Annotated in this window: 20 protein-coding genes; all 20 read right to left on the bottom strand. The window is 69.7% G+C overall.

What is annotated here, in order from left to right; genetic code table 11:
• Nucleotides 1-97 precede the first annotated feature (97 nt).
• Nucleotides 98-1540: a F0F1 ATP synthase subunit beta gene (atpD, locus tag OO62_RS08830; protein WP_033266717.1), complete on the bottom strand. Its 1443-nt coding sequence runs from the start codon at nucleotides 1538-1540 to the stop codon at nucleotides 98-100.
• Nucleotides 1541-1545: 5 nt separating this feature from the next.
• Nucleotides 1546-2466 (bottom strand): F0F1 ATP synthase subunit gamma, encoded by a 921-nt coding sequence (locus OO62_RS08825; RefSeq protein ID WP_033266716.1) that lies wholly within the window; start codon nucleotides 2464-2466, stop codon nucleotides 1546-1548.
• A gap of 20 nt (nucleotides 2467-2486) precedes the next feature.
• Nucleotides 2487-4079 (bottom strand): F0F1 ATP synthase subunit alpha, encoded by a 1593-nt coding sequence (gene atpA, locus OO62_RS08820; protein ID WP_033266715.1) that lies wholly within the window; start codon nucleotides 4077-4079, stop codon nucleotides 2487-2489.
• Between the two features lie 214 nt (nucleotides 4080-4293).
• Nucleotides 4294-5109, bottom strand: a complete 816-nt coding sequence (locus tag OO62_RS08815) for a F0F1 ATP synthase subunit delta (protein ID WP_033266714.1) — start codon at nucleotides 5107-5109, stop codon at nucleotides 4294-4296.
• Nucleotides 5106-5660 carry a F0F1 ATP synthase subunit B gene (locus tag OO62_RS08810; RefSeq protein ID WP_033266713.1) on the bottom strand — a complete coding sequence of 185 codons (555 nt, stop codon included), beginning with the start codon at nucleotides 5658-5660 and terminating at the stop codon, nucleotides 5106-5108. Before OO62_RS08810 ends, OO62_RS08815 begins: the two co-directional genes overlap by 4 nt.
• Nucleotides 5661-5699: 39 nt before the next feature.
• Nucleotides 5700-5951, bottom strand: a complete 252-nt coding sequence (gene atpE / locus OO62_RS08805; RefSeq protein ID WP_033266712.1) for an ATP synthase F0 subunit C — start codon at nucleotides 5949-5951, stop codon at nucleotides 5700-5702.
• A gap of 76 nt (nucleotides 5952-6027) precedes the next feature.
• Nucleotides 6028-6822, bottom strand: a complete 795-nt coding sequence (atpB, locus tag OO62_RS08800) for a F0F1 ATP synthase subunit A (protein ID WP_033266711.1) — start codon at nucleotides 6820-6822, stop codon at nucleotides 6028-6030.
• Nucleotides 6823-7101: 279 nt separating this feature from the next.
• Entirely contained in the window at nucleotides 7102-7539 is a 438-nt protein-coding gene (locus OO62_RS08795; protein ID WP_033266710.1) for a Cg1360 family ATP-synthase-associated protein, read from the bottom strand.
• Between the two features lie 288 nt (nucleotides 7540-7827).
• Entirely contained in the window at nucleotides 7828-9168 is a 1341-nt protein-coding gene (locus OO62_RS08790; protein WP_077193477.1) for an MraY family glycosyltransferase, read from the bottom strand.
• Nucleotides 9169-9267: 99 nt separating this feature from the next.
• Entirely contained in the window at nucleotides 9268-10659 is a 1392-nt protein-coding gene (locus OO62_RS08785) for a serine hydroxymethyltransferase (RefSeq protein ID WP_033266709.1), read from the bottom strand.
• A gap of 106 nt (nucleotides 10660-10765) precedes the next feature.
• Nucleotides 10766-11449, bottom strand: coding sequence for an arsenate reductase/protein-tyrosine-phosphatase family protein (locus OO62_RS08780; protein WP_033266708.1), 684 nt, complete (start codon nucleotides 11447-11449; stop codon nucleotides 10766-10768).
• Nucleotides 11449-12096: an L-threonylcarbamoyladenylate synthase gene (locus OO62_RS08775; RefSeq protein ID WP_033266707.1), complete on the bottom strand. Its 648-nt coding sequence runs from the start codon at nucleotides 12094-12096 to the stop codon at nucleotides 11449-11451. Before OO62_RS08775 ends, OO62_RS08780 begins: the two co-directional genes overlap by 1 nt.
• 70 nt (nucleotides 12097-12166) lie before the next feature.
• Nucleotides 12167-13012, bottom strand: a complete 846-nt coding sequence (gene prmC / locus OO62_RS08770; protein WP_033266706.1) for a peptide chain release factor N(5)-glutamine methyltransferase — start codon at nucleotides 13010-13012, stop codon at nucleotides 12167-12169.
• Nucleotides 13013-13108: 96 nt separating this feature from the next.
• Entirely contained in the window at nucleotides 13109-14188 is a 1080-nt protein-coding gene (prfA, locus tag OO62_RS08765) for a peptide chain release factor 1 (RefSeq protein ID WP_033266705.1), read from the bottom strand.
• Nucleotides 14189-14341: 153 nt separating this feature from the next.
• Nucleotides 14342-14563 carry a 50S ribosomal protein L31 gene (gene rpmE / locus OO62_RS08760; RefSeq protein WP_033266704.1) on the bottom strand — a complete coding sequence of 74 codons (222 nt, stop codon included), beginning with the start codon at nucleotides 14561-14563 and terminating at the stop codon, nucleotides 14342-14344.
• Nucleotides 14564-14715: 152 nt separating this feature from the next.
• Complete coding sequence (locus tag OO62_RS08755) at nucleotides 14716-15837, bottom strand: LCP family protein (protein ID WP_033266703.1); 1122 nt, start codon at nucleotides 15835-15837, stop codon at nucleotides 14716-14718.
• Between the two features lie 393 nt (nucleotides 15838-16230).
• The gene (gene rho, locus OO62_RS08750) at nucleotides 16231-18282 is read right to left on the bottom strand and encodes a transcription termination factor Rho (RefSeq protein ID WP_033266702.1); all 2052 of its coding nucleotides are present in this window, start codon (nucleotides 18280-18282) and stop codon (nucleotides 16231-16233) included.
• Between the two features lie 374 nt (nucleotides 18283-18656).
• Entirely contained in the window at nucleotides 18657-19574 is a 918-nt protein-coding gene (gene thrB / locus OO62_RS08745) for a homoserine kinase (RefSeq protein WP_033266701.1), read from the bottom strand.
• Nucleotides 19575-19916: 342 nt separating this feature from the next.
• Nucleotides 19917-21002, bottom strand: coding sequence for a threonine synthase (thrC, locus tag OO62_RS08740; RefSeq protein ID WP_033266700.1), 1086 nt, complete (start codon nucleotides 21000-21002; stop codon nucleotides 19917-19919).
• Nucleotides 21003-21010: 8 nt separating this feature from the next.
• On the bottom strand, nucleotides 21011-22303 hold the full coding sequence (locus tag OO62_RS08735) for a homoserine dehydrogenase (protein WP_033266699.1): 1293 nt from the start codon (nucleotides 22301-22303) through the stop codon (nucleotides 21011-21013).
• Nucleotides 22304-22392: the final 89 nt, after the last annotated feature.

The raw sequence follows: 22392 nt of genomic DNA, 5'->3' as shown, positions 1-22392 counted from the left end.
TCGGGTCTCCACCTGCCTGGCGTGGCAGATGTTGGGTCAAATACTAGTGGTCGTACGGACCGGGGGCGGCCAGGGCCGCCCCCGGGACCGTGCCGGGTCAGGAGACGCCCAGCTCCTTGGCGTTGGCCTTGAGGTCCTCCAGGCCACCGCACATGAAGAACGCCTGCTCGGGGAAGTGGTCGTACTCACCGTCGGCGATGGCGTTGAACGCGGCGATGGACTCGTCCAGCGGCACGTCCGAGCCGTCGACACCGGTGAACTGCTTCGCCACGTGGGTGTTCTGCGACAGGAAGCGCTCGATCCGACGGGCGCGGTGGACGGTGAGCTTGTCCTCCTCGCCCAGCTCGTCGATACCCAGAATCGCGATGATGTCCTGGAGGTCCTTGTACTTCTGCAGGATCGTCTTGACGCGCGACGCGCAGTCGTAGTGCTCCTGCGTGATGTAGCGGGGGTCCAGGATCCGGGACGTCGAGTCCAGCGGGTCGACCGCCGGGTAGATGCCCTTCTCCGAGATCGGGCGCGACAGAACGGTGGTCGCGTCCAGGTGGGCGAAGGTGGTGGCCGGCGCCGGGTCGGTCAGGTCGTCCGCGGGGACGTAGATCGCCTGCATCGAGGTGATCGAGTGACCACGGGTCGAGGTGATGCGCTCCTGCAGCAGACCCATCTCGTCCGCCAGGTTCGGCTGGTAACCCACCGCGGACGGCATACGGCCGAGCAGGGTGGACACCTCGGAACCCGCCTGGGTGTACCGGAAGATGTTGTCGATGAAGAAGAGGACGTCCTGCTTCTGGACGTCACGGAAGTACTCCGCCATCGTCAGACCGGCCAGCGCGACCCGCAGACGGGTGCCCGGGGGCTCGTCCATCTGGCCGAAGACCAGCGCGGTCTTGTCGATGACGCCGGAGTCCGTCATCTCCTCGATGAGGTCGTTGCCCTCACGGGTGCGCTCACCGACACCGGCGAACACCGACACACCGTCGTGGTTGTTGGCCACGCGGTAGATCATTTCCTGGATCAGAACGGTCTTGCCGACACCGGCACCACCGAACAGACCGATCTTGCCGCCCTTGACGTACGGGGTCAGCAGGTCGATGACCTTGACGCCGGTCTCGAACATCTCGGTCTTGGACTCGAGCTGGTCGAAGGACGGGGCCTTGCGGTGGATGGGCCAGCGCTCGGTGACCTCGACCGTGGACGGGTCCACGTTAAGGATCTCGCCGAGGGTGTTGAACACCTTGCCCTTGGTGACGTCGCCGACGGGGACGGTGATCCCGGCGCCGGTGTTGGTCACCGCGGCCTGGCGGACCAGACCGTCGGTGGGCTGCATGGAGATGGCGCGGACCAGGCCCTCACCGAGGTGCTGGGCAACCTCGAGGGTAAGGATCTTCTTGACACCGGCCTCGGCCGGGTCGGCGACCTCGACGGTCAGCGCGTTGTAGATCTCCGGCATCGCGTCGACGGGGAACTCCACGTCGACGACCGGGCCGATGACCCGGGCGACGCGGCCCGTTGCCGTGGCCGTTTCAACAGTGGTGGTCATAGTGGTCAGTCACTCCCCGCGGTCGCGTCGGCCAGAGCACTGGCGCCACCGACGATCTCGCTGATTTCCTGGGTGATTTCGGCCTGTCGGGCCGCGTTGGCAAGCCGCGAGAGCGACTTGATGAGCTCTTCTGCGTTGTCGGTCGCCGACTTCATCGCGCGCCGGGTGGCGGCGTGCTTGGAGGCGGCGGCCTGCAGGAGCGCGTTGTAGATCCGCGACTCGACGTACCGCGGAAGCAGGGCGTCGAGGACGTCCTCGGCCGACGGCTCGAAGTCGAACAGCGGAAGGATCTCCCCCTTGGACGCCTCGGCCGATTCCTCGGCCGCCTTGTCCAAGGACAGCGGCAGCAGCCGGTCGTCGATCGCCGTCTGCGTCATCATCGAGATGAACTCGGTGGTGACGATGTGGAGTTCGTCCACACCACCCTCGGCGGTGTCCTTCTGGACCGCCGCGATGAGCGGTGCGGCGACCGCCTTGGCGTCCGCATACGTCGGGCTGTCGGTGAAGCCGGTCCACGACTCCACGACCTTGCGCTCGCGGAAGCTGTAGTACGACACACCCTTGCGGCCGACGATGTAGGCGTCGACCTCCTTGCCCTCGGCCTTGAGCCGCTCGGTGAGCAGCTCGGCGGCCTTGATGACGTTGGAGGAGTAGCCGCCGGCCAGACCGCGGTCGCTCGTGATGAGCAGCAGCGCGGCCCGGGTCGGGTTCTCCGCCTCGGTCGTCAGCGGGTGCTGGGTGTTCGAGCCGGTGGCAACCGCCGTCACCGCGCGGGTCAGTTCACTCGCGTACGGCGTCGATGCCGCCACCTGGCGCTGCGCCTTGACGACGCGCGAGGCGGCGATCATCTCCATCGCCTTGGTGATCTTCTTGGTCGCGGAGACGGAGCGGATGCGACGCTTGTAGACCCGGAGCTTGGCTCCCATGGATCAGGTCCCTTCCGTCGTCACTTGGCGGTGCCGGCCGGGGCGTCCTCGCCGAGCAGCTTGCCGTTCGAGGTCTCGAACTGCTGCTTGAAGCCCTCGACGGCCTCGGCGATCGCACCGATGGTGTCGTCGGACATCTTGGCGCCCTCACGGATGCTGGTGAGCAGCTCCTTCTTGTCCCGGTGCAGGTGGTCCAGGAGCTCCCGCTCGAAGCGGCGGATGTCCTCGACCGGCACGTCGTCCATCTTGCCGTTGGTGCCGGCCCAGATGGAGACGACCTGGTCCTCGACCGGGTAAGGGTTGTACTGGCTCTGCTTGAGCAGCTCGGTCATGCGCTTACCGCGCTCCAGCTGCGCCTTGGAGGCCGCGTCCAGGTCGGAACCGAAGGCGGCGAACGCCTCCAGCTCGCGGTACTGGGCGAGGTCCACGCGGAGCCGGCCGGACACCTGGCGCATGGCCTTGTGCTGGGCGGAGCCACCGACACGGGAGACCGAGATACCGACGTTCAGGGCCGGACGCTGACCGGCGTTGAACAGGTCGGACTCCAGGAAGCACTGGCCGTCGGTGATGGAGATGACGTTGGTCGGGATGAACGCCGACACGTCGTTCGCCTTGGTCTCGACGATCGGGAGACCGGTCATGGAGCCGGCGCCCATGTCGTCGGAGAGCTTGGCGCAGCGCTCCAGCAGACGCGAGTGCAGGTAGAAGACGTCGCCCGGGTATGCCTCGCGGCCCGGCGGACGGCGCAGCAGCAGGGACACGGCGCGGTAGGCGTCGGCCTGCTTCGAGAGGTCGTCGAAGATGATCAGGACGTGCTTGCCCTGGTACATCCAGTGCTGGCCGATGGCCGAGCCGGTGTAGGGCGCCAGGTACTTGAAGCCCGCCGGGTCGGACGCCGGGGCGGCGACGATGGTGGTGTACTCCAGGGCGCCGGCCTCCTCCAGCGCACCGCGCACGGACGCGATGGTGGAGCCCTTCTGGCCGATGGCGACGTAGATGCAGCGGACCTGCTTCTTCGGGTCGCCCGAGCGCCAGTTGTCGCGCTGGTTGATGATCGTGTCGACGGCCAGGGCGGTCTTGCCGGTCTGGCGGTCACCAATGATCAGCTGACGCTGGCCGCGGCCGATCGGCACCATCGAGTCGACGGCCTTGTAGCCGGTCTGCATCGGCTCGTGGACCGACTTGCGGACCATGACGCCCGGAGCCTGCAGCTCCAGGGCACGGCGACCGTCGGTCTCGATCTCGCCGAGGCCGTCGATCGGGTTGCCCAGCGGGTCGACAACGCGGCCGAGGTAGCCCTCGCCCACGGCAACCGAGAGCACCTCACCGGTGCGCTGCACCGGCTGGCCCTCCTCGATACCGCCGAACTCGCCGAGGACCACTGCACCGATCTCGCGCTCTTCCAGGTTCAGCGCCAGACCGAGCGTGCCGTCCTCGAACTTCAGCAGCTCGTTCGCCATCGCCGAGGGAAGGCCCTCGACCTTCGCGATGCCGTCACCGGCCTCGCTTACCGTGCCGACCTCCTCGCGCGAGGCCGCGTCCGGCTTGTACGCCTGGACGAAGTTCTCCAGCGCGTCCCGGATCTCCTCCGGCCGGATCGTGAGCTCCGCCATCTGGGTTCCCTGCTCTCCTTGTTGGGCCCGAAGTTACTTGCGGGTGTCTGGGGGGCTGTCCCCCAGGGGCTTTCCGCTTACGGCCCAACTCGGGCCGCCGTCATGCTTGTGCTGGTCCCCGGGGCTTCCTCCGGACCGCAGCCGGACCTGTGGGTCCGGCCGGCTGGTCCGGCGCCTGACCGCCGGTTGTGCAGCTCTTGAGTTGGTGGCTGGGTCAGCCGGCCAACCGCCGCGCCGCCTCTTCGAGGCGCGCCGCGATGGTCCCGTTGATGACCTCGTCGCCGATCCGGACCTGGACTCCGCCGAGGACCTCGGGGTCCACGTCGAGGTTCAGGTGGATCTGCCGTCCGTACAGCGAGGCCAGGGTGGCGCTCAGGCGCTCCCGCTGTCCTTCACTGAGGGGCACCGCGGAGGTGACCACCGCGACCATCCGGTCCCGGCGGTGCGCCGCCAGCTTGGAGAGGGCGTCGAGCCCCGCTTCCAGGCTACGGCCCCGCGGCTGTACGACAAGACGGATCACGATCCGCTCGGTGACCGGGTTGGCCCGGCCGCCCAGCAGCGAGTGCAGCAGCTCCGTCTTGGCCGAAACCGACGCGTTGCGGTCGGTGAGCGCCCGGCGCAGTTCGAGGTTGGAGCTGACGATCCGGCCGAACCGGAACAGCTCGTCCTCGACGTCGTCGAGCCCGCCGGCACGCTGGGCCGCGACGAGGTCGGCGCTGTAGGCCAGCTCCTCCATCGCGTCCGCCAGGTCACGCGAGCGCGACCAGCGGGAGCGGACCATGCCCGCGACCAGCTCCGCGGTCGGGGCGCCGACCCGGCTGCCGAGCAGTCGTCCGGCCAGCTCGGCCCGCGCCTCGGCGCCCTGCGCCGGGTCGGTCAGGACCCGACGCAGCGACACCTCGCGGTCGAGCAGAGCGGTGACGGCAGCCAGCTCCTCGGCGAGCGTCGTCGCGTCGACGGAGGTGTTGTCCGTCAGCGCGTCGAGCTGCTCGCGCGCGGAGGCGAGTGCCTCGCGGCTCGCTCCGTTCATCGGCCGGCCTCAGCCTTCGTCGCGCCCGCCTCGAGCTCGTCGAGGAACCGGTCGACGGTCCGGCTCTGCCGGGACACGTCCTCCAGCGACTCTCCGACGATCTTGCCGGACAGCTCGACGGCGAGGGTGCCGACGTCGCGGCGCAGCGCCTGCGCAGCCGCCTTGCGGTCCGCCTCGATCTGGGCGTGACCGGCAGCGATGATCTCCTCACGCTGCCGCTGGCCCTCGGTGCGCATCTCCGCGATGAGGGTCGCGCCCTGCTCCTGCGCCTCCTGGCGCAGCCGCGCGGCCTCGTGGCGGGCGTCGGCCAGCTGGGCCCGGTAGTCCGCGAGGACCTGCTGAGCCTCGGCCTGAAGCGATTCGGCTTCTTCCATCCGGCCTTCGATCAGCTTCCGGCGCTCATCCAGAACCTTGTTGATGTTCGGGAGGAGCTTCTTGGCGAGGATGCCGAAGACGATGAAGAAAGCGATCAGGCCGATGACCAGCTCTGGAATCGGCGGGATCAGGGGGTTCTCGGGAACCTCCGCCGCCATGGTGACCAGGGCGTTCACATCAGTGCCTTCCGTCTGAATGGATGTCGAAGGTTTCGTTTACTTGAAAACGAAGCCCATGACGATGCCGATGAGGGCGAGCGCCTCACAGAAGGCGAAACCCATGATCTGGTTGGTACGGATCAGACCGGCCGCCTCGGGCTGACGGGCGAGGGCCTGGGTGCCGTTACCGAAGATGATGCCGACGCCGACGCCGGGGCCGATGGCGGCCAGGCCGTAGCCGATCGCGCTGGCGCTACCGGTGAAGGCGTTCGCGGAGGCGAGGTTGACGGTCTCGAGAGCAGCGGACATGCCGTTACTTCCTTCTCATTTCACGGACCGGTGGGGGTTGGCCACCGGACAGCTGTTGGGGCTGGGAGAGGGGTGCTCAGTGGTGCTCGGCGAGCGCGCCCTGGACGTAGTTGCAGGCCAGCAGGACGAAGACGTACGCCTGGACGGCCTGGATGAAGAGCTCGAAGGCCGTCATCGCGAGGGTCATCAGGAACGACGCGCCGGCGTAGACGACGCCGACGCCGTTCAGCAGGTACCAGCTGGCGATGGTGAACATCAGGATCAGCAGGTGGCCCGCGAACATGTTCGCGAAGAGCCGGACCGCGTGGGTGAACGGCCGGATGATCATGTTCGAGAGGAACTCGATGACCACGATCAGCGGCAGGACCCAGCCGAGCGACTTGTCATAGCCGGTGATGTTCTTCAGGGCGCCGACGAAACCGTGCTTCTTGAAGGTCAGGTAGACCCACAGGATGTAGACGATCGCCGCGAGGCCCACGGGGAAGGCGATGACCGACGTGACCGGGAAGGCGGCGACCGGAATGATCGACCACAGGTTCATGATCCACACGAAGAAGAACAGCGAGACCATGAAGGGGACGTACTTGTCGCCCTCTCGCTTCCCGAGCGCGTCATAGACGAGTCCGCGGCGCACGAAGTCGTAGCCCGCCTCGCCGATCATCTGCAGCTTTCCGGGGACCACCTTCGCCTTGCCGAATGCGGCCCAGAAGAAGCCGACAACGACGACCGTGCTGAGCAGGGCCAGCAGCATCGGCTTGTTGAACTCGAAGCCGTTGATGGTGAAGAGCGGCCGGAAGACGAAGTTATGAAGCCCGGGAGCATCAAAGCCGCACCCGGAAAAGATGTGGCAGTCGGTCTCGAAGGCGAGCATCGTTTCAGCACTCACCGCGAGCTCCTTCAGCGTGGCGCATGGGTACGGCAACCTCGTTGTGTCGGCGCGGCGTTGAGCCACGGAGCGGCACTGGACTGGTCTTACGGATTTGGGGGCGGCCGGCTGGCGCTGGGCCGGGCCGGATCACAGGCATCGGCCGCGAGAACTGCCCGTTCCATCGAGTGGGACTCGGGAGCTCAGCCGCCTGCGCCATCTGTGCCGCAGTTGGCACCGGACGATAGCAGGCCCGCATGAGGGCTTTTATCTCGGCCCTACGTGTCACGTCGGCGACCCCGCCGTCTCCGCCTTCTTCGACTCGGCGGAGTGGGGATCCACGTACAGAATCTTCGCCTTCATATGACCGCGGGTCTGCGCCGCGATCCACACGAGGGTGGCGCCGAGCAATGTGAACGCAAATGCCTTGGTGTCGAACAGCGTTGTGTCCTTGAACGCGAGCAGGAAGAGCAGCACGAACAGGATCTGCGTCGTGTAGAGCAGCAGGCCCATCATCTGGAACAGCTGCGGAAGATTCCTCGCGGTCTTTTGCAGGACCACGAGGCCGACCCCCATGACGAGCATCACGAGCACGGTGCCGACGACGGCGCCGATCGCTCCCGCCGCGCCCGCGACCACAGCGCTCACCGCAACGGCGATGACGCCGACGGCAAACGTGGGCACGACGGCGTGAAGGAGTAGTCGGGCGTCATTCGACTGCATGGCGGCGCTCCGGCAAGGGGTGGGGGTGTGTCGTCAGGGACGAGCGTAGACCCGGTCAGAGGCGGAACCTGAGGCCGAACGACCGTCGCACTACGGTCCTGCGGCTCTGTCACCGGGTTTAGTGAACGGTATCACAAACTATTTGATGAGGTCTTTACCTGGTTCGTGTGGACCCTGTCACACGTGAGCGTGAACCCGCGCGTTGGTGCACGGACAGCTGGTTTTTTGTCTGGTATGGGGTCAACACGTCCGATTTTCGATGCCCTTTCGGGCGACCGAATCTTCGTCTCAGTGGTGACTGCCCGCCCTGCGGTGGTCCACGAAGCGTGACCGGTCGCCGATCGCGGTGGCCCCGTTGATGCCCGCGGGGACCGGCTCGCGCTCCCCCTCGGCCGCCTCCGCGGCGTCCTCCTCCGCACGGTCCGCCGACGGCACCAGGACCGTCCGCACGACCCTGCGGTAGCGGGGCGGCACCATCCGCTCGGCCCAGCGCGGGGCCCGCGGCGAGAAGCGCGGCAGCAGGAGCAGCACCAGTCCCACCGCGCTCAGCAGCACGATGCCCAGCACGATCCACATGCTCGCGTTGTTCACCGAGTAGGCGACCGCGCCGAAGGCGATCAGCGCCGACCAGAAGTACATGATCAGCACCGCCCGGCTGTGCGAGTGCCCGATCTCCAGCAGCCGGTGGTGGAGGTGCCCGCGGTCGGCCGCGAACGGCGACTGGCCCTTCCACGTACGGCGCACGATCGCCAGGATCAGGTCGGCGACCGGCACCGCGATGACCGTCAGCGGCAGCAGCAGCGGGATGTAGACCGGCACCATCGCGTGGGTGGCCTCACGCAGACCGCCGGCCTTCTGGTTGAGCAGGTCCGGGTCGACCTGGCCGGTCACCGAGACCGCGCCGGCCGCCATGACCAGGCCGATCAGCATCGAGCCCGAGTCGCCCATGAAGATCCGCGCCGGGTGCATGTTGTGCGGCAGGAAGCCCAGGCACATGCCCATCAGCACGACGGAGAACAGCGTGGCGGGCGCGGCCGCCTCGATGCCGTAGCCGAACCACATCCGGTACGCGTACATGAAGAACGCGGCGGCGGCGATGCACACCATGCCGGAGGCCAGCCCGTCCAGGCCGTCGACGAAGTTCACCGCGTTGATGGTGATCACGACCAGCGCGACGGTCAGCAGCGTGCCCTGCATGGGGGTCAGCGAGACCGTGCCGACGCCGGGGATCGGGATCCACAGGATGGTCAGGCCCTGGAGGACCATCACACCCGCGGCGATCATCTGGCCGCCCAGCTTGACCAGGGCGTCCACGCCCCACTTGTCGTCCAGCACGCCGAGGATCCAGATCAGCGCGGCGCCCGACAGCAGCGCCCGCGGCTCGTTGGAGTTCTCGAAGACGCTCTTGAGGTTGGTCAGGTGCGAGGCGACCAGCAGGCCGGCGCACAGGCCGCCGAACATGGCGATACCGCCGAGCCGCGGTGTCGGTTCGCGGTGCACATCACGCGCGCGGATCTCCGGCATCGCACCGGCCGCGATCGCGAACTTCCGCACCGGCCCGGTCAGCAGGTAGGTGACCGCGGCCGTGACGCACAGCGTCAGCAGGTATTCACGCACGGGCTGCCCCATCGGTATAGCTGGCCATCACAGCCCCACACCCTATGCGTGTCCGCCCCCTGGCCGTGAATACAGGAGAAGACGCCTCGCGTCGGCGGACGGTTCCCGCCCTCACCCCTGATCGGGATAAGGCGGAAAAGCATGGACCAAAGTGACCGTCGCGGCGCGGGCCGCCGCCCCCTCCTCCCGCAGCGCCGCCACCATCAGCCCGGCGATCGCCGCCATCTCGTCCTCGCCCATCCCCTGCGTCGTCACCGCGGCGGTGCCCAGGCGGATCCCGGTGCGGCGGGCGGCGGGCTCGTCCTCGCAGGGCAGCGCGCAGGTGTCCAGCACGATCCCGGCGGCCGCCAGCCGGCCCCGTGCGGTGCGCGCGTCCAGGCCGAGGGGGGCGGGATCGGCGGTGATCAGATGGGTGTCGGTGCCGCCGGTGGTGATCGTCAGGCCCTGCCCGGCCAGCGCCTCGGCGAGCGCCCGGGCGTTGGCGACTACCTGGTGGGCGTACGCGGCGAAGGCGGGCGTGGCGGCCTCCGCGAAGGCGACGGCCTTGGCGGCGACCGCGTTCATCTGCGCACCCCCCTGGGTGAACGGGAACACGGCGCGGTCGATCCGCTCGGCCAGCCGCTCGCCGCACAGGATCAGCCCGCCGCGCGGCCCGCGCAGCACCTTGTGGGTGGTGCCGCACACCACATGGGCGTACGGGACGGGGCTGGGTGCCGCTCCCCCGGCGATCAGCCCCAGCGGGTGTGCGACGTCCGCGATCAGATAGGCGCCGGTCTCGTCGGCGATGTCGCGGAAGGCGGCGTAGTCGATGTGGCGGGGGTAGGAGATCGAGCCGCAGACGATCGCCTTGGGGCGGCGGGCGCGGGCCAGCTCGCGGATCGCGTCGTAGTCCAGCAGCCCGGTCTCCTCGTCGACGCCGTAGCCGGCGAAGTCGAACCAGCGGCCGGAGAAGTTGGCGGGCGAGCCGTGGGTCAGATGTCCGCCGTGGGGCAGCGACATGGCCAGAACGGTGTCACCGGGGCGCAGCAGGGCGGCGTAGGCGGCCAGCACGGCCGAAGACCCGGAGTGGGACTGGACGTTGGCGTGTTCGGCGCCGAAAAGGGCCTTGGCGCGCTCCACCGCGATCCGCTCGGCGAGGTCGACGATCTCGCAGCCGCCGTGGTGCCGGGCGCCGGGATAGCCCTCGGCGTACTTGTTGCCCAGCGGGGAGCCGAGCGCGGCCAGCACGGCCGGTGAGGTGAAGTTCTCCGCGGCGATCAGCTGAAGTCCGTCGCTCTGGCGGGCGCTCTCGCCGAGCAGTACGCCGGCGATCTCGGGGTCCTGGCGCAGCAGCGCGGCGAAGTCCGGCGCGCCCGCGGGGCGGGTGACGCCCTCCCGGGCGGCGGCCCGGGCCCGTTCCTCCAGCGGCCGGCCGGCGTCGGCTCCGGGCGCGGTGGCGGCCTCGGCGGCCGGAACACCGCTGGTCGGGGACTCGCTGCGGGGTGACGCGGTGGTGGCGGGCATCGCTGGCTCCGGGCCTCGTACGGGACGTAGTCCCAATGTAGGCGCGCCACGGCGATCGGGCGCGGTGTGCCGGTCCGCTCGGGGCCCGCGGTCGCGCCCGGGCCCGCTACGCCCGCGCAGGGACCCCCGTCAGGGCGGTGACGACCGGGTCCAGCGCCTGGTTGATCTCGTCGCCGATGGAGCGGAAGAAGGTGATGGGGGCTCCGTAGGGGTCGTAGACCTCGTCGGACTCCGGGTTGGGCGCCAGCAGCCAGCCGCGCAGCGCCGCGGCGGCGCCGACCAGCGCCCGGGCCCGCTCGACCAGCCCGCCGTCCGGCCGGGCCGGGTCGGGGTCGGGCAGCGTGGCGGGGTCTATGGCCCGTACCAGCCGGTTGAACTCCTTGAGGGTGAAGGTGCGCAGCCCCGCGGAGTGGCCCATGGAGATGACCTGGGCTCGGTGGTCGCGGGTGGCGGTGAGCACCAGGTCGGCGCGGATGACGTGCTCGTCGAGCAGTTCCCGGCCGATGAAGCCGGCCGGGTCGGCGCCGTAGTCCGTGAGCACGGTCGCGGCGTGCGCCTCCATCGGGGCGCCCTCATGGCCCCAGGTGCCGGCGCTCTCCACGACCAGCCCTCCGCTCTGCTCCCCGCCGAGCCGCAGTGCCAGGGCATGGCGGTGCAGCCGCTCGGTGATCGGCGAGCGGCAGACGTTGCCGGTGCTGACGTGCAGGATCCGGAACAGCGATGCGGGGGGTGCGGGGGGAAGGGGGTTGTCGTCGCCGGGTCCCGCTATGCCACGCCCCAGGGGCGCCATCAATTGGCCACCTCGAGCTCGGGTACCACCTTGCGCAGCTCCTCCGCGCTGAGCGCGCCCTCGCGCAGCAGCACGGGGATCTTTCCGGTGACGTCGACGATCGACGACGGCACGGCGGCGGGCGTCGGGCCGCCGTCGAGGTAGACGGAGACCGAGTCGCCCAGCATCTCCTGGGCCGCGTCGCAGTCCTGCGGGGAGGGGTGGCCGGTCAGGTTGGCGCTGGAGACGGCCATCGGGCCGAACTCGGTGAGCAGCTCGATCGCGACGGGGTGCAGCGGCATCCGCACCGCGACCGTGCCGCGGGTCTCGCCGAGGTCCCAGGTCAGCGACGGCTGGTGCTTGGCGACGAGGGTGAGCGCGCCGGGCCAGAAGGCGTCGACCAGCTCCCACGCCTGCTCGGAGAAGTCGGTGACCAGGCCGTGCAGGGTGTTGGGGGATCCGACGAGGACCGGGGAGGGCATGCCCCGGCCGCGGCCCTTGGCCTCCAGCAGGTCGCCGACGGCCTCGGCGCTGAAGGCGTCCGCGCCGATGCCGTAGACGGTGTCGGTCGGCAGCACGACCAGCTCACCGCGGCGGACGGCCGAGGCGGCCTCGCGCAGACCGGTGGCGCGGTCGGTCGCGTCGCTGCAGTCGTATCGCCGTGCCATTACGGGACCTCCTCGTGCGGAACGAATACATCGGATGCATCGGCTGCATCAGGCGTCAGGGCAGGACGCGTCATGGCGTCGCCCGGCGCGCGGTGGCGAAACGGGGCCTGTTGTTCAGGTCGGGGTGGTCGGCCGCGTCGGCCCAGCCCCGCTCCTCGGTGAAGATCCACGGCACCTGTCCGCCCTGGGTGTCGGCGTGCTCGATGACGACCACGCCACCGGGCCGCAGCAGGCGGTGTGCGGTCCGCTCGATGCCACGGATGGTGTCCAGGCCGTCCGGGCCCGAGAACAGCGCCAGCTCCGGGTCGTGGTCGCGGGCCTCGGGGGCGACGTACTCCCACTCGGTCAGCGGGATGTACGGCGGGTTGGAGACGACCAGGTCCACCTGCCCGTCCAGTTCGGGAAGCGCGGTCAGCGCGTCGCCGTGATGGAGAACGACGCGGGACCCCTCGACGTTCTTGCGGGCGTACTCCAGGGCCTCTTCGGACAGCTCCACGGCGTGCACCCGCGAGCGCGGCACCTCCTGTGCCAGCGCCAGCGCGATCGCCCCGGAGCCGGTGCACAGGTCGACGATCAGCGGCTCGACGACGTCCATGGCCCGTACGGCGTCTATCGCCCAGCCGACCACCGACTCGGTCTCCGGGCGGGGCACGAACACCCCCGGGCCGACATGGAGTTCGAGGTACCGGAAGAACGCCCGTCCGGTGATGTGCTGGAGCGGTTCGCGGGCCTCACGGCGCGCGATGGCCTCCCAGTAGCGGGCGTCGAAGTCCGCGTCGGGGACGGTGTGCAGCTGGCTCCGCTTGACGCCGTGCACGTGCGCGGCGAGCTCCTCGGCGTCGAAGCGGGGTGAGGGCACGCCGGCGTCGGCCAGCCGCTGGGTGGCCTGGGCCACCTCGGCGAGCAGCAGGTTCACGGGCCTTCCTCCTGGTGCGCTGCGTCTTCCCCGGCCGGGGTCCGGGCATCCCCTGGGGGATGCGGTCTCCAGCCGGTACGTACGGGTCTTGCGGGCTTACTGGGCGGCGGCGAGCTTGGCCGCCGAGTCTGCGTCGACGCACGCCTGGATGACCGGGTCCAGCTCGCCGTCGAGCACCTGGTCCAAGTTGTACGCCTTGAAGCCGACCCGGTGGTCCGAGATGCGGTTTTCCGGGAAGTTGTACGTGCGGATGCGCTCGGAGCGGTCGACCGTGCGGACCTGGCTGCGGCGGGCGTCGGACGCCTCGCGCTCGGCCTCCTCCTGGGCGGCGGCCAGCAGCCGGGACCGCAGGATGCGCATCGCCTGCTCCTTGTTCTGGAGCTGGCTCTTCTCGTTCTGGCAGGAGACGACGATGCCGGTCGGCAGGTGGGTGATGCGCACCGCGGAGTCGGTGGTGTTGACGGACTGGCCGCCGGGACCCGACGAGCGGTACACGTCGATCCGCAGGTCGTTGGCCACGATCTCGACCTCGACCTCCTCGGCCTCGGGGGTGACCAGCACACCGGCCGCGGAGGTGTGGATGCGGCCCTGCGACTCGGTGGCGGGCACGCGCTGCACGCGGTGCACCCCGCCCTCGTACTTCAGCCGCGCCCAGACGCCCTGGCCGGGCTCGGTGGCGCCGCCCCCGCCCTTGGTCTTCACCGCGACCTGGACGTCCTTGTAGCCGCCGAGGTCGGACTCGTTGGCGTCGAGGATCTCGGTCTTCCAGCCGACCCGCTCGGCGTAGCGCAGGTACATCCGCAGCAGGTCGCCGGCGAACAGCGCGGACTCCTCGCCGCCCTCACCGGCCTTGACCTCGAGGATGACGTCCTTGTCGTCGCTGGGGTCGCGCGGGACGAGCAGCAGCCGCAGCTTCTCGGTCAGCACCTCGCGGCGGACGTCGAGCTCCTTGGCCTCGTCGGCGAAGTCCGGGTCGTCCGCGGCGAATTCGCGCGCGGTCTCGATGTCGTCGCCGGTCTGCTTCCAGTCGCGGTACGTCGTGATGATCGGGGTCAGCTCGGCGTAGCGCTTGTTGAGCCGCATGGCCTCGCGCTGGTCGGCGTGGACCGCGGGGTCGGCCAGCCGCTTCTCGAGATCGGCGTGCTCGCCGATCAGTTCCTCGACCGCCTCGAACATCGTGGGTTCCTCTGCTGGCTGGCTGACTGTGCTGTCCGGGGGTGACCCCCGGACCTCCCGCCGGGTGACGGGAGACCTGGGACGACGCAAACAAAGACGCCGGTCCGGTCACCCCTGGGCAGGGGCGACCGGGAACCGGCGCCTTGTGAGTCGCTACTTCTTGGCAGCGGCGGCCTTGCCGAAGCGGGCCTCGAAGCGGGCCACGCGGCCGCCCGTGTCCATGATCTTCTGCTTGCCCGTGTAGAACGGGTGGCACTCGGAGCACACGTCGGCACGGATGCTGCCGCCGGCCACGGTGCTACGGGTGGTGAACGACGCGCCGCAGGTGCAGCTGACCTGGGTCTCGACGTACTCCGGGTGGATGTCGCGCTTCAAGGGATTCTCCTAGGTTCGGGAGTGCACCCGGGTCGTGTCGCGGGTTGCGTCACGTGAACCGGGGCCGACGGTCCAGTCTGCCAGGACTAGCCGTATCTCCCAAAACCGGGGTACCCGCGCAACTATTCCCGCCCGCGGCACGGTCCCGCCGGCTACTTCACGTAGCGGCTGGTGCCGCCCGTGTCACCGGCCGAGCCCTTGAGCGCGGACTTGGGGATGTCCTGGTCGTTGCGCAGCGCGTCCCAGACCTGCTTGCCGTGCTTGGTGAGCGGCACCACCCGGTCGGGGTTGGCGGTGTCGTACGCGACCGGCAGCGTCACCATGTCGATGTTGTTCGACCCGATGGAGCCGAGGCTCTTGGCCAGCCCGGTCAGTTCGCTGACCGAGTTGAGGTCGGTGTCGGTGGTGATGGCCTTGGTGGCGGTGTCGGCGACGTCGTAGAGCTTGGTTGGGTTGGTGAGCACCCCGACGTTCTTGACCTGGTTCATCAGGGCCTTGAGGAACGTCTGCTGCAGCTGGATGCGGCCGAGGTCGCTGCCGTCGCCGCCGGGGACGCCGTGCCGGGTCCGCACCAGGCCGAGGGACTGCTCGCCGTCGAGGGTGTGCTTGCCCGGCTGGAGGTGCAGATGGCTCTTGTCGTCGTCGATCGCCTTGCGGGTGGTGATGTCCACCCCGCCCAGCGCGTCGATGAGCTTCTTGAAGCCGGAGAAGTCGACCTCGATGAAGTGGTCCATACGGATGCCGCTGATCGACTCGACGGTCTTGACGGCGCAGGCCGGCCCGCCGACCTCGAAGGCGGTGTTGAACATCGTCCGCTGCGCGCCGGGTACGTTCCGGCCGTTCTTGGTGCAGTCGGGCCGCTTGATCAGGGTGTCGCGCGGGATGCTCACGACGCTGGCCTTCTTGTGGCCCTTGTAGACGTGCACGACCATCGCGGTGTCGGAGCGCGCCCCGCCCTCGTCCTTGCCGTACTCGCCGTTCTTGCCGGCGCGCGAGTCCGACCCCATGACGAGGATGTCCATGGATCCGTCGTCGACGTTCTGCGGCCGGTCGTGGCCGAGGGCGGCGTTGATGTCGACGCCCTTCAGATTGCCGTTGAGTTTGAAGTAGACGTATCCGAGCCCGGCACCACCGAGAAGTACGACGCTGGTGAGCGCGCACAGGCTGATCGTCAGGGCCCTGCGGCGCCGGCTCGGCGTCCTGCGCCGGCGGCCCGTGGCACGTATGCCGCGGGCCCGGCTTTCGGCCGTCGCGGTCCCGTTGCTGTCCGCCATCTGCTCCTCAGTCCTCGCTCACTCGGCTACCCCTCGCCGCCACCGTGCTGCGTGCTGTCACGGCTCGTTGCTCCTTGTCAGACGGGAGGCTGACGGGAAGGGTTGCACAGCGAGTGATGAGCGATTTCTTAGAAATCTCGCGGAACAGCTGCCGACGGCGCGCGGCGTCCTCCCTTCTCACCTGGACTTTCGCGCTGAAACCAGCCATGGCCGAAACGTTGCGTCCGGGACGGATCTGTGCGGAAGGTCTCAGAAAGGGCAGCTCGGAGCCGCTTCGGAGGCGGCGTGGCTCACAGATCACCGGCGGCGGGCGCGCACCGTACGGGGCACGCAGCACACGGCCCCCCTCACCCGTAGGGGCGAGGGGGGCCGTGTGGAGCGCGTTGCGGGGCGTCAGTCGTTGCCGTTGCCCGCGGTCGGCGTCGTCTTCTGGATCTGCAGCAGGAACTCCGCGTTGGACTTCGTCTGCTTCATCTTGTCCAGCAGCAGCTCGATGGCCTGCTGCTGGTCCAGGGCGTGCAGCACCCGGCGCAGCTTCCAGACGATGGCCAGCTCGTCGCTGCCCATCAGGATCTCTTCCTTACGGGTACCGGACGCGTCCACGTCCACCGCGGGGAAGATGCGCTTGTCCGCGAGCTTCCGGTCGAGCTTGAGCTCCATGTTGCCGGTGCCCTTGAACTCCTCGAAGATCACCTCGTCCATCCGCGAGCCGGTCTCGACCAGCGCGGTGGCCAGGATGGTCAGCGAGCCGCCGTCCTCGATGTTGCGCGCCGCACCGAAGAACTTCTTCGGCGGGTAGAGCGCCGTGGAGTCGACACCACCGGACAGGATGCGGCCCGACGCCGGGGCGGCGAGGTTGTACGCACGGCCCAGACGGGTGATCGAGTCCAGCAGGACGACCACGTCGTGGCCCAGTTCCACCAGGCGCTTGGCGCGCTCGATGGCCAGCTCGGCGACGGTGGTGTGGTCCTCGGCCGGGCGGTCGAAGGTCGAGGAGATGACCTCGCCCTTCACCGACCGCTGCATGTCGGTGACCTCTTCGGGACGCTCGTCGACGAGGACGACCATCAGGTGGCACTCGGGGTTGTTGCGGGTGATCGCGTTGGCGACCGCCTGCATGATCATGGTCTTACCGGTCTTCGGCGGGGCCACGATCAGACCGCGCTGGCCCTTGCCGATCGGCGCGACCAGGTCGATGATCCGGGTCGTCAGGCCGCCCGACTCACCTTCGAGGCGCAGCCGCTCCTGCGGGTAGAGGGGCGTCAGCTTCCCGAACTCCGGCCGTCCGCGGCCCTGTTCGGGCGCCACGCTGTTGACCGTGTCGAGGCGGACCAGCGCGTTGAACTTCTCGCGCCGCTCGCCGTCCTTGGGCTGGCGGACCGCACCGGTGACGTGGTCACCCTTGCGCAGGCCGTTCTTGCGGACCTGGGCGAGCGAGACGTAGACGTCGTTCGGACCGGGCAGGTAGCCGGAGGTCCGGATGAACGCGTAGTTGTCGAGGATGTCGAGGATGCCCGCGACGGGGATCAGCACGTCGTCCTCGGAGACCTGCGGCTCGTTGCCGAAGTCCTCACGGCCCCCGCGACGGCCCCGGCGGTCGCGGTAGCGGCCGCGACGGCCGCGACGGCCGCCCTCGAAGTCGTCGTCATCATCGCGGCGGTCCCGGCCCTGGCGCTGACCGCCCTGACCACCCTGGCCGCCGTCGCCGGCGTCGCCCTTGCGGCGGTCGCCGCGGTCACCGCGGTCGCCGCGGTCGCGCTGGCGGCGGTCGCCGCGGTCGCCCTTCTGCCCGCGGTCCTGACGGTCGCCGCGGTCCTGGCGCTCGCCGGCCTTGCCCGGCCGGCCCTCGCCGGTCTCCTGCGGGGAGACCGCGGTGTCGGTCCTGGCGTCGGCCTTGACCTCGGTCTTCGCCTCGACCTTGGTGTCGGTCTTGAGGTCACCGGCGGTGTCGGGGCTGCCCGCGGCGGAGGTGGCCCGGCGCCGACGGCGCTCGCCGGCCGGCTGCTCGTCGCTGACGGGCTGGCCGGGGATGTCGATCTGCTGCTGGGCGCCGGACTGGTCCGTGGCCTTGCCCGCCTTGACGCGCTCGGCCTTCTCCGCCTTGGCGGTGGGCTCGGCGGCGTCCTCGCCGGTACGGGCCTTGGAGGTCGTGCGGCGCTTGGGCTTGGTCTCGGTGTCGGTGGACGCGTCGGCCTTGGCGGCGGTGCCCGAGCCTCCGGCCTGCCGCTCCTTGATGACCTCGATCAGCTGGCTCTTGCGCATCCGCGCGGTGCCCTTGATACCGAGGCCGGAGGCGACCTGCTGGAGCTCTGCCAGGACCATGCCGTCAAGGCCGGTGCCGGAACGGCGGCGCCGCGTCGTTGCAGGAGCGGCGGGAGCGTCCGTGGCGGGCGTGGTGGCACTGCCGTCGGTGCGCGCGCCCATCAGATCGGTGGTGTCGCTCACGAAGGGTCCTTCCCTGGAGCGGGCGTCGGCCTGTCTGGCTCGGCGACCGGTTGTGCTGTCCGGCTGGGTCCCTGTGTCTTGCGGACCGGGCCGGGGCGGTGGTCCCGCCGGAAGTGGCGGAGAAATCAATTCATGACTACGGCGTGAAGAGATGCAGAGTGACTCAAGTCGTCACGCCGATTCCGGAGCATGCTCGCTTCCGCTCAGGCAATTGCTCCAAGCAGTTTGGGAGGCTCCCGGAAGAAAGGTGGTCCCGAATGGGGACACGAAGCACAGCGCCACTGCGGCGTCTCGTACTCACTTGAGGTTAACACTACCGGATCCAACAAACATTCCCCCTCTCAAAGACCGGCAATCGTCGATCACCCGCGTGATCACCCGGCGAGCGGCAGGACACAGGTGCCTGCCGCGTCGAGGGTCAGCCGGTTGGCCGCCCACCCCTCACCCGCCAGCGCCGCGACCTTCTCGGCCGCCGCGTCCTCGACCAGCGCGAGCACCGTGGGGCCCGCACCGGACACGACCGCGGGGACGCCGTCCGCACGCAGTCGGTTCACCAGGGCCACGCTCTCCGGCATCGCGGGGGCGCGGTATTCCTGGTGGAGTCGGTCCTCGGTCGCGGCGAGCAGCAGCTCGGGGCGCCTGGTCAGGGCCTCGACGAGCAGTGCGGCGCGACCGGCGTTGGCCGCGGCGTCCACATGCGGGACGGTGCGCGGCAGCAGTCCGCGGGCGGTCTCGGTGAGCACCGGCTTTCCGGGCACGAAGACCACCGGAACGATGGAACGGGCGGGATCCATCCGGATCGCGCGGGCGGATCCGGTGTCCATCCAGGCGAGCGTGAAGCCGCCGAGCAGACAGGCGGCGACGTTGTCGGGGTGGCCCTCGATCTCGGTGGCCAGCTCCAGCAGCGCGGCGTCGTCGAGCTTCTGCTCGCCGCCTATCGTCACGGCGCGGGCGGCGACGATGCCCGCGCAGATGGCGGCCGAGGAGGAGCCCAGGCCGCGGCCGTGCGGGATGCGGTTGGCGCAGACGATTTCCAGGCCGCGCGGCTGGCCGCCGAGCAGGTCGAAGGCGGTGCGCATCGACCGTACGAGCAGGTGGCTCTCGTCGCGCGGCAGGGTTTCGGCGCCCTCACCTGCGATGTCGATGTGCAGCCCGGAGTCGGCGACGCGCACCACGACATCGTCGTACAGGCCCAGGGAAAGACCCAGGGCGTCGAAGCCGGGACCGAGATTGGCGCTGGTAGCGGGGGTGCGCACCCGGACGGCGGCGGCGCGGAACGCGGGACCGGCCATCGCTCGATGACTCTCCTTGATTGATGCTGCGGTACTGCCCCGGAGCGCCGCGGCACCGAAGTGCCCGGCCGGCTTCCTGGGGACTGTTCTGACGTGCCCTGCGCACCACTGCGTTGTGCCGTGGGGAGGGGAGTTGACTGCCAGCCTATCGAAGGAAGGTTCTGTCGCGACATAGGGCGCACAGGAGGCGCACGATGCGTGTCGCGCGCCATCCTGTGCCCCGATACCGCCTTCGCGGGGCTTTGCAGCCTTTGCACTCTTTGCTGTGCGGGCGGTGGCGGGGCCCGGCCGGCCCCGTCACCGGGTGCCGTACGCGCAGGTCAGTGCGTACGGCCGGACGGGCTAGGCGAGGCCGAGGCGCTCGGCGGCGGCGTCCGCGTCGATCGGGATCGTCACCGGCGGCGGCGCACCGGCCACCGCCCAGTCCGGGTCCTTGAGGCCGTTGCCGGTGACCGTGCAGACGATGCGCTGGCCCGGGTCGACCTTGCCCTCCTCGGCGGCCTTGAGCAGACCGGCCACCGAAGCGGCCGAGGCGGGCTCCACGAAGACGCCCTCCTGCGCGGCCAACAGCCGGTAGGCAGCCAGGATTTGACGGTCGGTCACGGCGTCGATGAAGCCGCCGGACTCGTCCCGCGCCCGCTCCGCGTGCGACCAGGAGGCGGGGTTGCCGATGCGGATCGCGGTGGCGATGGTGTGCGGGTCCTTGACGACCTCGCCGCGCACCAGCGGGGCGCTGCCGGACGCCTGGAAGCCCCACATGCGGGGGGTGTGGGTGGCGATGCCGTCCGCCGCGTACTCCTGGTAGCCCTTCCAGTACGCGGTGATGTTGCCGGCGTTGCCGACGGGCAGCACGTGGATGTCCGGCGCGTCGTCGAGCATGTCGACGATTTCGAAGGCGGCGGTCTTCTGGCCCTCGATGCGCACCGGGTTGACGGAGTTCACAAGTGCGACCGGGTAGTTGTCGGACAGGCCGCGGGCCAGCGTCAGGCAGTCGTCGAAATTCCCGTCGATCTGCAGGATCTTCGCGCCGTGGACCAGCGCCTGGCCCATCTTGCCGAGCGCGATCTTGCCCTGCGGGACGAGCACGGCGCAGACCATGCCGGCCCGCACCGCGTAGGCGGCGGCCGAGGCGGAGGTGTTGCCGGTGGAGGCGCAGATGACGGCCTTGGCGCCCTCCTCCTTGGCGCGCGTGATGGCCATCGTCATGCCGCGGTCCTTGAAGGACCCGGTGGGGTTGGCGCCCTCGACCTTGAGATGCACCTCACAGCCGGTGCGCTCGGAGAGCACCTGGGCCGGTACGAGGGGAGTGCCGCCCTCCCGGAGGGTGACCACCTCGGTCGTGTCGCTGACCGGCAGCCGGTCACGGTATTCCTCGATGATTCCGCGCCACTGACGGCTCGTGGTGGTCACGGTGGAATTGGCAGACATGGGTTCCTTTACTCCCCTTCGACCCGCATGATGCTGGCGACACCGCGGACGGTGTCCAGCTCGCGCAGTGCACCGACGGTCGACGTGAGGGCCGCGTCGGTCGCCCGGTGGGTGACCACGACGAGGTCCGCCTCTCCGTCCTTGCCCTGCTGACGGACCGTATCGATCGATACGCCGTGTTCGGCGAAGACCGTCGCGACCTGCGCAAGTACGCCGGGCTTGTCGGCCACGTCGAGACTGATGTGGTACCGCGTGACGACCTCGCCCATGGGGCTGACGGGCAACGCGGTGTACGCCGACTCCCCCGGCCCGGTGGCACCGGCGAGCTTGTTGCGGCACACCGCGACGAGGTCGCCGAGGACCGCGGAGGCGGTCGGCGAGCCGCCCGCGCCCGGCCCGTAGAACATGAGCTGGCCGGCCGCGTCGGCCTCGATGAAGACCGCGTTGTACGCCTCGCGGACGGAGGCGAGCGGATGCGTCAGCGGGATCATCGCGGGGTGCACCCGCGCGGTGACCGACGCGCCGTCCGCGGCCCGCTCGCAGATCGCCAGCAGCTTTACGGTGCAGCCCATCCGCCTGGCGGAGGCCATGTCGGCGGCGGTGACCTCCGTCAGGCCCTCGCGGTACACGTCGTCGATGGTGACCCGGGTGTGGAAGGCGATACCGGCCAGGATCGCGGCCTTGGCGGCGGCGTCGAAACCCTCGACGTCGGCGGTCGGGTCGGCCTCCGCGTACCCGAGGGCGGTCGCCTCGTCGAGCGCCTCGCTGTAGCCGGCGCCGCTCGAATCCATCTTGTCGAGAATGAAGTTGGTGGTCCCGTTCACGATGCCGAGGACCCGGTTGACCTTGTCGCCGGCCAGCGACTCGCGCAGCGGCCGCACCAGCGGGATCGCGCCCGCGACGGCCGCCTCGTAGTAGAGGTCCGCGCCGTTGGCCTCGGCCGCCGCGTGCAGCGCCGCGCCGTCGGCCGCCACCAGGGCCTTGTTGGCGGAGACCACGCTCGCGCCGTGCTCGAAAGCGGTGGTGATGAGCGCACGGGCCGGCTCGATGCCGCCGATGACCTCGATCACGACGTCGATGTCACCGCGTTTGACCAGCGCGGTCGCGTCGGTGGTGACCAGCTCGGCCGGGACGCCGTCGCGCACCCGGTCGGGGCGGCGTACGGCGATCCCGGCGAGCTCGACGGGCGCGCCGATCCGGGCCGCGAGGTCGTCCGCGTGCGTCGTCATGATGCGCGCCACCTCTGAGCCGACAACACCACAGCCCAGGAGCGCCACCTTCAGCGGACGCGTACGCATCATTCGACCTCTGCTTCTCATTGATCAGCGATTCTCAGCTTGCTCATGCACCAGTCTCACGCACCGGACGGCAGATTCCGTCCGTCGTCCGG

Source organism: Streptomyces lydicus, assembly GCF_000717345.1.
Lineage (GTDB): Bacteria > Actinomycetota > Actinomycetes > Streptomycetales > Streptomycetaceae > Streptomyces > Streptomyces lydicus.
Note: the sequence above shows the minus strand (reverse complement) of the source record. Positions and strands in the feature narration are given on the sequence as shown.

What these genes read in the sequence shown, in the direction of transcription:
- atpD (WP_033266717.1), bottom strand. Translation starts at nt 1,540, where the DNA reads ATGACCACCACTGTTGAAACGGCCACGGCAACGGGCCGCGTCGCCCGG.
- OO62_RS08825 (WP_033266716.1), bottom strand. Translation starts at nt 2,466, where the DNA reads ATGGGAGCCAAGCTCCGGGTCTACAAGCGTCGCATCCGCTCCGTCTCC.
- atpA (WP_033266715.1), bottom strand. Translation starts at nt 4,079, where the DNA reads ATGGCGGAGCTCACGATCCGGCCGGAGGAGATCCGGGACGCGCTGGAG.
- OO62_RS08815 (WP_033266714.1), bottom strand. Translation starts at nt 5,109, where the DNA reads ATGAACGGAGCGAGCCGCGAGGCACTCGCCTCCGCGCGCGAGCAGCTC.
- atpE (WP_033266712.1), bottom strand. Translation starts at nt 5,951, where the DNA reads ATGTCCGCTGCTCTCGAGACCGTCAACCTCGCCTCCGCGAACGCCTTC.
- atpB (WP_033266711.1), bottom strand. Translation starts at nt 6,822, where the DNA reads ATGCTCGCCTTCGAGACCGACTGCCACATCTTTTCCGGGTGCGGCTTT.
- OO62_RS08795 (WP_033266710.1), bottom strand. Translation starts at nt 7,539, where the DNA reads ATGCAGTCGAATGACGCCCGACTACTCCTTCACGCCGTCGTGCCCACG.
- OO62_RS08790 (WP_077193477.1), bottom strand. Translation starts at nt 9,168, where the DNA reads ATGGGGCAGCCCGTGCGTGAATACCTGCTGACGCTGTGCGTCACGGCC.
- OO62_RS08785 (WP_033266709.1), bottom strand. Translation starts at nt 10,659, where the DNA reads ATGCCCGCCACCACCGCGTCACCCCGCAGCGAGTCCCCGACCAGCGGT.
- OO62_RS08780 (WP_033266708.1), bottom strand. Translation starts at nt 11,449, where the DNA reads ATGGCGCCCCTGGGGCGTGGCATAGCGGGACCCGGCGACGACAACCCC.
- OO62_RS08775 (WP_033266707.1), bottom strand. Translation starts at nt 12,096, where the DNA reads ATGGCACGGCGATACGACTGCAGCGACGCGACCGACCGCGCCACCGGT.
- prfA (WP_033266705.1), bottom strand. Translation starts at nt 14,188, where the DNA reads ATGTTCGAGGCGGTCGAGGAACTGATCGGCGAGCACGCCGATCTCGAG.
- OO62_RS08755 (WP_033266703.1), bottom strand. Translation starts at nt 15,837, where the DNA reads ATGGCGGACAGCAACGGGACCGCGACGGCCGAAAGCCGGGCCCGCGGC.
- thrB (WP_033266701.1), bottom strand. Translation starts at nt 19,574, where the DNA reads ATGGCCGGTCCCGCGTTCCGCGCCGCCGCCGTCCGGGTGCGCACCCCC.
- thrC (WP_033266700.1), bottom strand. Translation starts at nt 21,002, where the DNA reads ATGTCTGCCAATTCCACCGTGACCACCACGAGCCGTCAGTGGCGCGGA.
- OO62_RS08735 (WP_033266699.1), bottom strand. Translation starts at nt 22,303, where the DNA reads ATGATGCGTACGCGTCCGCTGAAGGTGGCGCTCCTGGGCTGTGGTGTT.